Source organism: Pareuzebyella sediminis, from assembly GCF_008367235.1.
Classification (GTDB): Bacteria; Bacteroidota; Bacteroidia; order Flavobacteriales; family Flavobacteriaceae; genus Pareuzebyella; species Pareuzebyella sediminis.
In genome coordinates this window covers 473,028-486,481 of record NZ_VTZS01000001.1, presented here as the reverse complement: position 1 = coordinate 486,481, position 13,454 = coordinate 473,028, and the positions used below count along the sequence as shown (strand labels likewise).

Below are 13,454 nucleotides of genomic sequence, written 5' to 3'. Positions count from 1 at the left end.
AAAATACAACGTAAGAACTTCTAAAACCAATCGTCAATACGATACTCTTAATTTTGCAAGGCCTGTAGCACCGTTTTGCTTTTAGCTATTGTTTCTTCCCATTCATCTTCAGGTTCGGAACTTCGGGTAATACCCCCTCCCACATAAACAAATGCGCTTTTATTCGTTATTTTCGTACAACGGAGATTGACGTACAATGAGGACTTCGTGCCACGAATATGAGGTACCCTATCGAAATCGGCCCTATCCCCTTTTTTTGAGCTATTAAAACTAAAGTTCAATTCCCCCAGAAAACCGGTGTAAAATTCACGATCATACCCCTCATGATTCGTGATAAATTCTTTGGCCGTTAGTTTGGGAAGACCACATACGGCCGGCGTCGGATGTAAAGCCTTTATAATGTTTTCCAGATTTTCATGTGCTAAAACCCCTGTTATCTTGGTTCTTAGATGCCATAGCTTACCTGCACGAACAGATTCCGTTTCCGACTGCACAAGGTCTGTAACCTTGTCCTTTAGAGACCCTAAAATATAATCTGTGACGAGGGCTTGTTCTTCAATTTCTTTCTTACCCCACGAAGGGGCTTTAGAATCATTATAGGGCTGGGTACCTGCTAAAGAAGTGGTTGTAAACCTGGTGTTCTCGAGCGTCATTAATATTTCTGGGGTTGCCCCAAGCCATAAACCTACCTTCGGATGATACCATAGATAGCAAAAGGCGTTCGGATAAGTGGCCGAGAGCCTTTTAAATAATTCGACCGGGCGAGAATTGACGTCTACAGTAAAACGTCTTGACAACACCACTTTCTGCAGTACTCCTTCATCGATTTTTGCGATACCCTCTTTAACCATCCCGATGTGAAAATCTTTTTGATCGGTATTCACTTCGACTGGCGATGAGATGACAAAACCCCTGTGGTCAGCATTAATGGAGGGTTCAAACCGAAAATTTTCATCGGAACGCATCAACACGATTCGCTTTTCACTATCAAAGGGAGCAAATATGAATCCACTTTCGGTAAAGTCATTGAGATACTTTAATTCATCGTCTTTCTGTAAGATTGCATGAATTAACCTTTCACTTGGTTTGCGATATACTACCAGGGGTAGCTTTGCCGCAATATGCTTTTCAATTTTTTCGTAAAAGTCCAAGAATCTCTATTTTTTGGGAAGTGCGATAGTTGTCAGTTTGCATATCGAAACCAAATTATTGTCGGCATCGGTAATTTTGATGTCCCACAATTGGGTGGTGCGTCCTTTGTGTACAACGAGTGCCTTTGCAAAAACCTCTCCGTCCCGGACGCTCTTCACATGATTGGCGGATATCTCTATGCCCCTGACATAAAATTTTTGAGCATCGAGAAAAATGTAGGAAGCCATACTGCCCACGCTTTCGGCCAAAGCAACCATAGCGCCCCCGTGCAAAACGCCATCCGGCTGATGCACCTTTGTATTCACAGGCATTTTTGCGACCAAAAAGTTTTCACCCACATCGATATACTCAATATTCAAAGTCTCCATTAAAGTATTCTTGGAGGAAGTATTACAAACTTTCAAAATTTTCTCCCTGTAACCGTCCATATCGTTTATTTTTAGTAAAATTAAACAATACACGACCAATAGAAAGCATTCATTTACGAAGATTGAGTATGGAATATTTTGAAAAGAAAGTCACCTATAAAACCACTAATACCTATGCCACCTTAAATTCCTTTACTAAAGAAACCAAAAACATCTGGGTCGTTCTTCATGGAATTGGTTACCTCAGCCGTTATTTTTTACGCCATTTTGATGAATTACCTACCAACGAAAACTATATTATTGCCCCCCAAGCACCTTCAAAATATTATCTCGGCAAAGATTATCGAAATGTTGGTGCCAGCTGGTTAACAAAAGAAAATACGGTGTTGGAAACTCAAAATGTTATCGCTTATCTAGATGCATTAAAAGAGGAGGAAAATTTAGAATCTGCAAATAATTTAATTGTTCTAGGATTCTCACAAGGAGTCTCAGTTGCTATGAGATGGCTGGCAAAATCCCAATTGAATTGTCACCATTTGGTGCTGTATGCAGGAGGTATTCCTAAGGAACTAAAGCCATCGGATTTTGACTTCTTGCTTGCCCATAAAACCAAGATTACCTCTATTGTAGGGGACAAGGACGAATATCTTACCAGAGAAAGACAAGCCAGTGAAGCCAGTATACTTCACGAACTTTTTAAGGGCCGGGCAGAACGATTAACTTTTGACGGCGGTCATGAGATAAAAAAGGAAATCCTTGAACAGCTCATATCCTAGGCCAAATCGTTAACGTTTCCTCCAAAAAAACACCTATTTCAAAATCTTCTATCTGGAGAGAACGCCGAAATATCCATTGAGGTTTTGCTTCCCGAAATAATCTCAGAAACCAATTTACCCGTGGCAGGGCCCAAACTCCATCCCATCATCGCATGTCCGGTGGCGATGGTAAGATTCTGATATTCCTCGGGTTTCCCAATATAAGGGAGCCCATCAGGGGAAACGGGGCGAAGACCTGTTTTGGCCGCTTTCATTTCTTCTTCCGTAATCGAAATATCAGGATAGTATTTCTTCGCTCCTTCGGCAATCGCCTTCACCCTTTCTTGTCTTATGGTATCATTGATACCTGAAAATTCCATGGTTCCGGCAAACCGAGTAAAACCTTTCATGGGAGTAACGGCCATTTTTGATTCCATCAAGATGGCAGGTATTGAAATTCCGGTGTGCCTCTTCACATTTATGCTATACCCCTTTCCTCCTTGCAAAGGCAACTTCATGTTCATTTTTTTTGCGAGACCATGGCTCCAAGTTCCAGCAGCCATAACAATCTCATCAGCCGTATGGCTTCCTTTTGAGGTAATAACCTGTTTAATCATCTTTTTATCGGCAACCACATCTATCACTTCTACGTTCCTTTCGATTTTAACCCCAACCTTATTTAAAAAATCCATCATTTTGGGCATAATTTCAGTAGGGGTAGTATGTGCATCACATTCGTAATGTATTGCTCCCTTGGCCTTAATCGCAATTTCGGGTTCGATCGATTGTAGTTGTTTTTGATCAAGCTCCGATACCTCCAATCCAAGAAAACTAGCCTTTCGCGCCACTTCTATTTCATGTTGACGGGATGTATCTGATTGATAGAGCATTAATAAGCCTTTCCGCTCGAGCTGAAAATCTCCTAAATCTCCAGATTCCTTTATTTCTTCAAAAAGATTGCGACTTAAAATATTGATATCTTTTATAACCGGAATCGCACGCGCTACCTTTTCTTTTGTCGAAGATTTATTGAAATACCATGCCCACTTGAAAAAATCCATATCCCAACGGGGCTTCATATAAAACGGGCTGGCCGAATTGAACATCATCTTTATTCCTTGGGCAATCATACCAGGTGCCGCCAAAGGAATAATATGGCTTGGTGTTATATACCCCGCATTCACGAAGGAGGCACCTGAAGTAAGGTCGGACTTATCGATTACCGTCACCTCATGCCCTTCCTTTTGTAGAAAATAAGCTGCACTCAGGCCGACTATACCACCACCAATGATTATTATTTTTTTAGTCAATTCCTAAAAATTATTTTAAATGACCTGAAATCCATAAGCGTAGGGATCTTCATCGTCAATACTGATTACGTTATGCCCATATACTTTGGCCCACCCTTGAATACTCGGCACAATGGCCTTTTTGTCTTTCAATCTAGTTTCTTCAACCACCCTGCCTATAAACTGCGAGCCTATAAAACTTTCGTGGACAAAATCTTCCCCAACTTTTAGAAGTCCCTTGGCGAACCATTGGGCCATTCGAGCCGAAGTTCCTGTGCCACAGGGGGATCGGTCAATGGCTTTATCACCATAAAAAACTGCATTTCGGGCAGTAGCCGAGGGCGAAATAGTACTCCCGGCCCATAGCATATGACTTACATCCCTTATGGTTGAATCTTCAGGATGAATAAACAAGTCAGGATATTTTTCGTTGATACTCGCCCTAAGTTCTTGACTAAAACGAATCAGGGCGTCCGCTGAATATTCTTGAATCCCCATAAAATTGGGTTGTGGATCTATGATGGCATAAAAATTCCCCCCATAGGCCACATCGAAGATAATCTCACCCAACTCGGTGCTTTGTACCCTTAAATCGGCCGCGGCCAAATAAGACTTCACATTGGTCAATTTGACCCAATCAACCTTATCCCCGATTTGATGATATTCGATTTCGACGAGTCCAGCAGGAGCTTCCATTCGGATTTTCCCTGGAATTTTGGGCACTATCAAGCCTTCTTGAACACCAATGGTTATCGAGCCTATGGTTCCATGGCCACACATCGGTAAACAACCGCTGGTTTCGATGAACAATATTCCCAAATCGTTGGCCGGGTCCGAGGGTGGGTAAAAGATACTACCACTCATCATATCATGGCCTCTTGGTTCGAACATCAATCCCTTTCGAATCCAATCATATTCCTTTAGAAAATGTTGGCGTTTATCACTCATGGTAGTACCCATAAGTTCGGGCCCGCCTTTGGCGACCACTCTTACAGGGTTACCACAAGTGTGGCCGTCAATACAAGTAAAAACTGATCGAGACATTTAAAAAACCAATTAATGAAGTATCAGAAAGTCCTTAATCTTTATCAAAAAGTGTTACAATTTACTACATACGAACGATCATTGACTTCGCATGATCAAACTTGGTCTTTGGAATGTTCGCTATCAAGAATACGCATTATCCCTAATGGGTTGTCATCTTTCAATTCTTCAGGCAAGGCCTCTTGAGGCCAGTTTTGAAAAGAAATCGGCCTAACCCAGCGCTTTATTGCCGAAGTACCCACTGAGGTAAAGCGGCTATCGGTACTTGCGGGAAATGGCCCGCCATGTTGCATAGATGGGCATACCTCTACCCCGGTAGGTACTCCGTTGAATATAATACGCCCCACCCTACTTGTAAGGGCGTCGACTACCTTTGTGTAACTCTCTATCTCGCCTGCACTGCCCAATACAGTACCAGTTAGCTGACCTTCCAATTTATGTAAGACTTCTGTAAGTTCAGCAGCATCCGAACAACGTACCACGATGGAGAACGGTCCGAAAACCTCTTGGTGTAGCTTTGGGTTTTTTAAGAAGTTCGCCCCATTTACGGTCAATACTTTCTGTTGTCCATAGTTATCGGCAACGGAAGCACTATAATCTGCTATTACGGTTGCCCCTCCCTGGCCGGAAACCTCTTGTTTCCCTTTTTCATAGTTGGCGTGTATGTTCGGATGCAGCATGCAGCTAGGCTCTAATTTCTCAATGGCCTTGCCCAAGGAATCAAGAAACCTATCCAGTGAGGTACTCTTTATTCCTAAAATCAATCCTGGATTAGTACAGAACTGCCCTGCCCCTAGCATAATTGAACCGGCATATTTCTCTGCCCATTCTTCCCCTTTTTCATTTAGGGCTGAGGGTAAGGCTACGACAGGGTTGATACTTCCCATTTCAGCGAATACAGGTATCGGTTCTTTTCGGTCGTTTGCCAATTTATACAAGGCCGTACCACCTTTGATACTACCGGTAAACCCAACACCTTTGATTTTTGGATGGAATACCAATTGTTGACCTACCTCAATACCACTGCTGTTTAAATTAGAAAATAGGCCATCGGGCATTCCTGTTTTTTCGGCGGCCTTTATAACGGCGGACGAAACCAATTCCCCGGTACCGGAGTGCATTGGATGGCTCTTTACAATTACCGGGCAGCCCGCAGCAAGAGCACTGGCCGTATCTCCGCCGGCGGTCGAAAATGCCAAAGGAAAATTACTACTTCCGAAGACGGCAATAGGGCCTACAGGAAAAAGCATTTTGCGTATATCAATTTTAGGAAGCGGTTCACGATCCGGCTGAGCCCTGTCTATGGTAGCTTCTACCCAGGAACCTTCCCTTAGCAAATTGGAAAAAGCCCTTAATTGCCCCATGGTTCTACCACGTTCTCCCCTTGCACGTCCTTCGGGTAGACCGGATTCTTTCATATAGGTTTCGATCAAAATATCTCCGAGAGCCTCGATTTCTTCCGCGATCGCATCTAAAAATTCCGCTTTTTTATTTCCTGAAAAATTCTTGTACGATTGAAATGCTTCATAGGCTTTTTGTACCGCACTGTCTATTTCTTCCTCGGTTGCCTCGTAAAAAGTCCACTCCGTATTAAGGTTGAGTTTAGGGTCAAAAGTATGGTATGTGGTATTGCCCTTCGCCGAAAGTTCATTTCCAATATAATTCTTTCCTGTTATCATAAAAGGTATTCTTTTTTTGATTCTTCAAATTAATGATGATGAATCTAGGATTTTTGATCCTAACAACCAAGTCAATGATCAAAAGAAAAGCTTAATTATTTATTCTTTCGCTCACCTAAAGTTTCAGGGCAAATGTAACCTTTGGTATCTTAAGAGTTGACCTTTGCTTTGGCACTTATGCCCTTATAGTTTGGCAACGTAGGTCTGGTATCCATACCGGTTTGAATAACGTTTAAAACGCGATCCCTTTCTGCGCCCTGCAAGGGAAGTCGAGGTTTTCTGACATACTCGGTTCCGATACCTGTTGCAACCTCCGCCAATTTTATATTTTGCACTAATTGTGGGCTGATATCAAGTTCCAATAGGGGCAGAAACCAACGATAGATTTCAGTGGCCTCTTTAGTATATCCGGCTTTTGCCAATTCATAAATAGCAACGGTTTCCGCGGGAAAAGCGCAAACAAGGCCTGCAACCCAGCCATCGGCGCCGATCAAAAGGCTTTCCAAGGCCAGCGGGTCTACCCCGGTCAATATGCTCAAACGATTGCCGAATCTATTGCGCAACCTTCCAATGTTGATGATATCACGTGTCGATTCTTTAACGGCTCCAATATTGTCCAACTCTATTAATTCTTCGAACATATCCACTGTAACCTCGATTTTATAATCGACTGGATTATTGTATATCATGATCGGGAGCTCGGTACTTCCTGCAATCTCTTTAAAATAGGTAACCGTTTCAAAATCGGTCGATTTATACCGCATAGGCGGAAGTATCATCAATGCATCGGCACCGCTCATTTCGGCATTTTTCACCTCGTCGATGGCTATTTTTGTTGCTTGCTCCGCGATGGTCATTACCACGGGGATTTTGCCTTCGACTATGGACTTGGTTTCTCTTATTAAAACCTTTTTCTCGTCGGAGTTCAATGTACTGGCCTCCCCTAACGAACCACCTAACACGATACCGTGTACACCAGCTTCCACCTGTGCCTCGATATTTTTGGCAAACATGTCCAAGTCAAGTGTGTCATTTTCTGAAAACTTTGTTGTTACCGCGGGCATGACCCCTTTCCACTCGAATTTCATACCAATATATTTATTATTATGGCTACAAAAATACAGCTAACGAAGACAAGTTTTTAACCTAATCTTATCCGAAAATGAGACTATATTAACTACAATAGAAGTATAAAGACCCTAAATATCAATATATTTGCTCAATTTAAGTTATGAAGGTATATCCATTCAAAATAGCCAAACCTTTACATCAGAACCTGATAGTTCAAGAAGATCATTTGCCCAATTTTTATGGTCAATTGCACCAACATAAAGAAGTACAATTAAGCCTTGTCGTCAAGGGAAGAGGCAAGTTAATAGTGGGAGATAGTGTTCACCGGTTTTCATCTGGGGATTTCTTTGTCATTGCATCACATAGTCCACATCTATTCACCAATGAATATGACCATACTGGTATTCAAATGGTATCCCTGTTTTTCACCGAATCTACCTTTGGCGAAGCTTTTTTTGAGCTTCAGGAACTCCAAGAACTCCGCCTCTTTTTCACATTGGCCCAAAGTGGCTTTCAACTGTGTTCTGACCATTCTTTGATATCAAAGTTAGTTTTCGATATTCTTGAATCCGATGGAGTATCCCGATTTATCGGCTTTTTGAATTTACTAAAAGAATTATGTGCGGTGGATCAAAGACCCTTGACGAAATTTGTTTATCCAAAGGAAATTGGCAGTTCCAAAGGAAGTCGAATGCAAAAGATAATTGAGTATACCGTTAGAAATTTTCAGAATGAGATTGATTTGGTTTCCGCTTCCGAAATTGTTCATATGACCCCGAACGCCTTCTGTCGATTTTTTAAACAGCACACGAATAAAACCTTTTTCCAGTTTTTAATAGAGCTGAGAATAGAACACGCCTGTCAACTGCTACAAAAGAATCGCCATGGCCTTTCCATTCTAGAAATCTCAGAGCAGTCCGGTTTCAAGTCCATCTCTAATTTCAACCGGCAATTCAAAAAACACAAAGGCTGCGTACCGTCACAATACATCTCAGAATCCCGCCCCGATGGTACCTGAGGTATACCAAGGGTATGTCCATTGTTCGACTCCTTCAAATTGCATGAAGGGTAAAATTCCAATACGAATTGGGAATGGTTTTTGTTTCTCTTCGACCAAAATGCCTTACATCGAAAAAAATAAGCTGAATAAACCCTAATTAACTCGGTTCGGTTAGTTTTCACTATTTTTGGTGGATTTTTATCTAAAAAAAAATGAGCGACATATTCATGAAAAAATTATTGGTTCTGTCCTTAGGACTTGCAACGGCCTGCCATACTTCTCAAAACACAGGTTCAGAAGTGGCAAAAAATGCGCCCAAGGTTGTAGAGTATATTCCTACCCCCTTTGCCGAAAGTATTATAGAATCCGATTTAAAGGAACATTTGTATACCTATGCTTCGGATGAATTCGAAGGTCGGGAAACAGGACAACCCGGTCAAAAAAAGGCCATCGAATACCTGAAGTCCGAGTATGAATCAATAGGGGTTCCAGCCGCTCAGAGCGACGGTGACTACTTTCAAGAGGTTCCCCTCGAAATTAGTCAGGTTCCCAGTGGTAGTATGAATATTAACGGAAAGGAATATGTGCTTGGTGAGCATTTTTTAACTTTTGCAAAAGCAGAAGGTACGTTTGATAATATAATATACGCAGCATACGGAATCGAAACGGACAACTATTCAGATTATGAGGGATTAGACGTTTCAGACAAGTTGGTCTTGATCAAATCTGGCGAGCCTATGAATGCGGATGGTACCTACACCCTATCCGGTTCGATTGTAAAATCGTCATGGAGCAATATGTCGGAAGCTTTAGGTAAAAAAGTTGAAATTGCATTAAATAAAGGTGCAAAAGGCGTATTGTATTATGATGAGGGCAATTTTGCCCGCTTCAATAATAGGTTCCAGTATATGAAAACCAATGATAGTGGGCGCATGCAATTGGCGGCCGATGATAATGGTTCCTTTTTCAATTTTATTATAGATAACACACTGGCACACATTATCCTGCCACAAATAGATACTGACTCCGAATCCAGGGAGTTATCCGTACCAATTGCAATAAATATCAAAAGCGAGAACAAAAAAATAGAATCTGAAAACGTTGTGGCCTTTATAAAAGGCTCCGTAAAACCAGATGAATACCTCGTAATTTCTTCTCACCTTGACCATATAGGTATTACGGCAGATGGTGAAATTAACAATGGAGCAGACGATGATGGTTCGGGTACGGTAGCAGTTTTGGAGATTGCAGAAGCATTTCAAAAAGCGGTCGAAGCCGGCCAAAGACCTAAGAGATCAATTGTTTTTCTTCATGTTACCGGGGAAGAGAAAGGCCTTTTAGGCTCTCGCTATTATACTGATATCGATCCCATTTTTCCGTTAGAGAAAACAGTGGCCAACCTCAATATTGATATGATCGGACGTATTGATCCCAAGAGAACAGGTGAACGTAACTACATCTATCTTATTGGATCAGATAAACTAAGTACGGACCTGCATCAAATTTCAGAAAGTGTAAACGACGAGCATACACTTATCGAACTTGATTATAGCTTCAACGACGAGAATGATCCAAACCGGTTTTATTATAGAAGCGATCACTATAATTTTGCAAAAAACAATATCCCCATAATTTTCTATTTCAACGGCACGCACGAAGATTATCACAGGCCAGGTGATACCCCTGATAAAATCAATTATGATCTTCTTGAAAATCGCACGAGGCTAATTTTTTATACGGCTTGGGAAATCGCGAATAGAGATGAACGATTGATGGTCGATAAGATTCCGGCGAAATAGATAAAGGAAAGAAGCAGACATAAGCCCTTTCTAAGCAAAATTTTCTGTTCTCCAAGCTAATTAAAATTGGAAAATACCAAAAAAAAGAGTCCCATAAAATTATGGGACTCTTTGCTTTGGGTGGAAGACCGGGTTCGAACCGGCGACCTCTTGAACCACAATCAAGCGCTCTAACCAGCTGAGCTACAACCACCATTTATAAGCGGTGGCAAAGGTAATTTTTTTTGAGCGATTCTTCAAAAGAAAACATACGTTATTTTTTTGGCGGTTGCCAAAAGCAGTGAAGATTTCTCCATCCGTTTCAATATAAAACCATAAAGCTATTCTTACAAAATCCGATAAAATACACTTTCTATGGCACAAAACACACAAAATCAGTGGTTTCACAACATTCTTTAGCTGTCATCATGATCATCGGCTACTTTTATCCCATTAATTGGTTAACTATGAACAAGGTCAGAGGCTATTTTTTGACCCAGGGATGTTCCCTTACTAAATGTCTTTTTGTTTTGGGACTGTTTTTCCTTTTGCATCCTCGTAACTATGCACAGGAAAACAGAAAGGATAGCCTACTCGTTCAAATCAACAAATTACGGTCTTCCCAAAATTTCAGTTATAAAGACACCCTTCATATCAAAATGCTCAATGACCTAGCCCAAGAATTGAGGTTTTACAAGGTCGATAGCCTTTTGCTCCTATCACAAGATGCACTCAACCATAGTAAGGCAAGTGGCTACAATACCGGCGAGTGTAGGGCACTTATGGGCTTGGGAGATTATTACTCCGATAATGGAAAACATAAAAAGGCCCTTTTATACTATAACAGTGCACTGTCATTAAGCACAAAGACCCAAAATAAAGATTTAATCCTGGAATCTAAAGATAATTTAGCGGGCGAATATAGCTATAGGGGCGATTATGCTAAGGCATTGTCGCATTATTTGGAAGGTATCGATATGGCAACTGAATTCGGAGATAAAAAAATGCTTTCTATTATGAATGAGAATGTTGCCAATCTTTACGCCGCCCAGAAAGATTATGCACAGGCTCTAATATTCTATAAAAAGGTAAAAAAATTCAACGAAGAAATCGGCAATGAAGTGTTCTCAGCCGAAACCATGAGTAACATAGCCTCTATTTATGCGGATATGAACAAGCTTGACTATGCCATGTTCAATGCCAACAGTAGTATCACCGTGTTTGAGAAGCACCAAGTTATGGATTGGCTCGCCTATGCCTATGAAATTAAAGGTAAGACCTATCTCAAGGGCCAAAAATACAAATGGGCATTACATTGGTATAAACAAAGTGAAATGCTACACCAAAATCTTGAGGACTTTCGAGGAGAGATTGACTTGCTCAACGGAATGGCAAAAGCGTATTTTGGTTTGAAAAAAGACAGTCTTGCCGAAGTCTATGCCTTAAAGGCCTTCGGAATCTCAGAACGCCTTAAATTTTTGAAAGGGAAGCAACAATGTGCAGAAACTTTGTATAAGGTCAATAAGAACAAGAACGATTTCAGCACGGCCCTTAAATATCACGAAATTTACCAAACCCTATCGGACACCCTTACACGTAGTGAGAACAGAAAGAGCTTGACCATGCTCAAAACAAAAATGGAGCATGAGAAACAGAAAGAAGACCTTATAAAAGAAAACAAAAAACAGCTATCCCAACAAAGGAACTACATGTACGCGTCCTTGGGTTTTCTTCTTATTTTCATCGTGGTCAGCTTTTTGGTACACCGCAGCGATAAAATTCAAAAAAAGCTAAATATCGAGCTCAAACAAAAAACGGAAGATTTAGAGCTCAAACAAAACGAATTACGTGAGATCAATGAGACCAAGGATAAATTGTTTTCGATAATAGGCCATGATTTGCGGGGGCCCATTGGGGCATTTCAAGGACTTTTAAAACTATTAAAGGAAGGCGAAGTAGGCCAAAGTGAATTTATGGAATTCGTGCCCAAATTAAGGCATGATATCGATCACATCTCATTTACCTTGAACAACCTATTGTCGTGGGGGCAAACTCAAATGAACGGTTCTGTGACAAGGCCCTCACTGGTCAATGTAGAATCCATCGTGAAGGAGAACATGCATCTCTTATCCGAGATTGCAGAAAAAAAGTCCATAAAACTTTCAAGTCAACTATCCTCAAATACGGTAGCTTGGTCAGATAGTGACCAAATTGACATTGTAATTCGAAATTTAATGAGCAATGCTCTAAAATTTACCCCAAACAATGGAATGGTGACCATTTCTTCGAACGAGATGTCACATTTCTGGCAAATCTCGGTTCGAGACACCGGGGTAGGTATCGATCAAGAAATTATTCAAAAATTATTCAGAAAAAAGTCGAATGTCACTACCTACGGGACTAATAATGAAAAAGGAACAGGGCTTGGTCTTTCATTATGTAAAGAAATGGTAGAAAAAAATGGAGGTGATATTTGGGTAGAATCTCATATTAGAAAAGGTAGTACCTTTCATTTTACGATTCCTAAGGCAAAAAAGAAGTATCAGCAAGCCGGTTAAATAAGATCGTCTAAATGTTTCACGGCAAGATACCTTTCCGTCGTAAATCCTTCCCCATACTCTACCCCGGTCAGACGCCCTAGGTCTCTAGCCCTGTATTTGATGCTGTCTACAAAATTCTTACTGCTGATGGGCGTATCAGGTTCGTTACTTTTCGGGTCATAAAACTGCGAAGAATATGCCAAAATAGCTTCCATCTTTTTATCTATGAAATCTGAAACATCAACCACGAAATCGGGTTCGATATTTTTCCATTGAATAAAATGGTAAACGGACTTTGGGCGCCAAGGATCTTGCCATTGATCGTCACCTTCGGCCTTCGTATCAATTTTAACCAGTCCGCTTAAAAAGCAGGCATCACTCACTAGGTCACTCCCCTTTCCATGATCGATATGGCGATCGTAAATTGCATTGCACAAAACGATATCTGGCCGATATTTTCGTAAAAGTCGAATCACCTGCAGCTGGTGCTCTTTGTCGTTCACGAAAAAACCATCATCAAAACATAAGTTTTCACGAACCTGTACCCCCAAAATATCGGCGGATTTAGATGCCTCAGCATGCCTAATTTCGGCCGAGCCCCTTGTTCCTAATTCGCCACGGGTCAAGTCTACAATCCCAACTTTCTTGCCATTGGCAACCTCTTTTGCAATAGTAGCGCCTGCACCTAACTCTACATCATCTGGGTGTGCACCAAAAGCTAAAATGTCTAATTTCATTTAATTCGAATTTACTGGTAAAAATTTTAGAATATCGTCTA

11 protein-coding genes and 1 tRNA gene are annotated in these 13,454 nt (G+C 41.1%); 4 read left to right on the top strand and 8 right to left on the bottom strand.

What is annotated here, in order from left to right; all coding sequences use genetic code 11:
- Positions 1-47: 47 nt before the first annotated feature.
- Together F2B13_RS01920 and F2B13_RS01915 are read right to left on the bottom strand one after the other, a co-directional pair.
- A complete protein-coding gene (locus tag F2B13_RS01920; protein ID WP_149275551.1) occupies positions 48-1,151 on the bottom strand; it encodes a chorismate-binding protein in 1,104 nt (367 codons plus the stop codon).
- A gap of 6 nt (positions 1,152-1,157) precedes the next feature.
- The gene (locus tag F2B13_RS01915) at positions 1,158-1,580 is read right to left on the bottom strand and encodes a PaaI family thioesterase (RefSeq protein WP_149275550.1); all 423 of its coding nucleotides are present in this window, start codon (positions 1,578-1,580) and stop codon (positions 1,158-1,160) included.
- Positions 1,581-1,648: 68 nt separating this feature from the next.
- On the opposite strand from F2B13_RS01915, the gene F2B13_RS01910 reads away from it, so the two are divergent.
- Positions 1,649-2,296 carry an alpha/beta hydrolase gene (locus F2B13_RS01910; RefSeq protein ID WP_149275549.1) on the top strand — a complete coding sequence of 216 codons (648 nt, stop codon included), beginning with the start codon at positions 1,649-1,651 and terminating at the stop codon, positions 2,294-2,296.
- A gap of 38 nt (positions 2,297-2,334) precedes the next feature.
- Here F2B13_RS01910 and F2B13_RS01905 read toward each other — a convergent pair whose 3' ends face one another.
- The 4 genes from F2B13_RS01905 to F2B13_RS01890 form a co-directional block, all read right to left on the bottom strand.
- Complete coding sequence (locus F2B13_RS01905) at positions 2,335-3,585, bottom strand: NAD(P)/FAD-dependent oxidoreductase (RefSeq protein ID WP_149275548.1); 1,251 nt, start codon at positions 3,583-3,585, stop codon at positions 2,335-2,337.
- A gap of 15 nt (positions 3,586-3,600) precedes the next feature.
- Positions 3,601-4,608 (bottom strand): 4-hydroxyproline epimerase, encoded by a 1,008-nt coding sequence (locus F2B13_RS01900; RefSeq protein ID WP_149275547.1) that lies wholly within the window; start codon positions 4,606-4,608, stop codon positions 3,601-3,603.
- A gap of 95 nt (positions 4,609-4,703) precedes the next feature.
- Complete coding sequence (locus tag F2B13_RS01895) at positions 4,704-6,287, bottom strand: aldehyde dehydrogenase (NADP(+)) (protein WP_149302922.1); 1,584 nt, start codon at positions 6,285-6,287, stop codon at positions 4,704-4,706.
- Between the two features lie 149 nt (positions 6,288-6,436).
- Positions 6,437-7,375 carry a dihydrodipicolinate synthase family protein gene (locus F2B13_RS01890; RefSeq protein WP_149275545.1) on the bottom strand — a complete coding sequence of 313 codons (939 nt, stop codon included), beginning with the start codon at positions 7,373-7,375 and terminating at the stop codon, positions 6,437-6,439.
- 143 nt (positions 7,376-7,518) lie between these two features.
- On the opposite strand from F2B13_RS01890, the gene F2B13_RS01885 reads away from it, so the two are divergent.
- Both F2B13_RS01885 and F2B13_RS01880 read left to right on the top strand, forming a co-directional pair.
- Positions 7,519-8,376 carry an AraC family transcriptional regulator gene (locus F2B13_RS01885; protein WP_149275544.1) on the top strand — a complete coding sequence of 286 codons (858 nt, stop codon included), beginning with the start codon at positions 7,519-7,521 and terminating at the stop codon, positions 8,374-8,376.
- Positions 8,377-8,585: 209 nt separating this feature from the next.
- A complete protein-coding gene (locus tag F2B13_RS01880; RefSeq protein WP_149276400.1) occupies positions 8,586-10,157 on the top strand; it encodes a M28 family peptidase in 1,572 nt (523 codons plus the stop codon).
- 118 nt (positions 10,158-10,275) lie between these two features.
- On the opposite strand, the gene F2B13_RS01875 is transcribed toward F2B13_RS01880, so the two are convergent.
- Positions 10,276-10,351: transfer RNA gene (locus F2B13_RS01875), tRNA-His, on the bottom strand.
- Between the two features lie 252 nt (positions 10,352-10,603).
- On the opposite strand from F2B13_RS01875, the gene F2B13_RS01870 reads away from it, so the two are divergent.
- Positions 10,604-12,694, top strand: coding sequence for a tetratricopeptide repeat-containing sensor histidine kinase (locus F2B13_RS01870; protein WP_149275543.1), 2,091 nt, complete (start codon positions 10,604-10,606; stop codon positions 12,692-12,694).
- On the opposite strand, the gene bshB1 is transcribed toward F2B13_RS01870, so the two are convergent.
- Positions 12,691-13,413, bottom strand: coding sequence for a bacillithiol biosynthesis deacetylase BshB1 (gene bshB1, locus F2B13_RS01865; RefSeq protein ID WP_149275542.1), 723 nt, complete (start codon positions 13,411-13,413; stop codon positions 12,691-12,693). The genes F2B13_RS01870 and bshB1 overlap by 4 nt on opposite strands.
- Between the last annotated feature and the right edge of the window lie 41 nt (positions 13,414-13,454).

Coding starts and splice junctions, on each gene's coding strand:
- F2B13_RS01910 (WP_149275549.1), top strand. CDS start 1,649: ATGGAATATTTTGAAAAGAAAGTCACCTATAAAACCACTAATACCTAT.
- F2B13_RS01880 (WP_149276400.1), top strand. CDS start 8,586: ATGAAAAAATTATTGGTTCTGTCCTTAGGACTTGCAACGGCCTGCCAT.
- F2B13_RS01900 (WP_149275547.1), bottom strand. CDS start 4,608: ATGTCTCGATCAGTTTTTACTTGTATTGACGGCCACACTTGTGGTAAC.
- bshB1 (WP_149275542.1), bottom strand. CDS start 13,413: ATGAAATTAGACATTTTAGCTTTTGGTGCACACCCAGATGATGTAGAG.
- F2B13_RS01895 (WP_149302922.1), bottom strand. CDS start 6,287: ATGATAACAGGAAAGAATTATATTGGAAATGAACTTTCGGCGAAGGGC.
- F2B13_RS01915 (WP_149275550.1), bottom strand. CDS start 1,580: ATGGACGGTTACAGGGAGAAAATTTTGAAAGTTTGTAATACTTCCTCC.
- F2B13_RS01890 (WP_149275545.1), bottom strand. CDS start 7,375: ATGAAATTCGAGTGGAAAGGGGTCATGCCCGCGGTAACAACAAAGTTT.
- F2B13_RS01870 (WP_149275543.1), top strand. CDS start 10,604: ATGAACAAGGTCAGAGGCTATTTTTTGACCCAGGGATGTTCCCTTACT.
- F2B13_RS01885 (WP_149275544.1), top strand. CDS start 7,519: ATGAAGGTATATCCATTCAAAATAGCCAAACCTTTACATCAGAACCTG.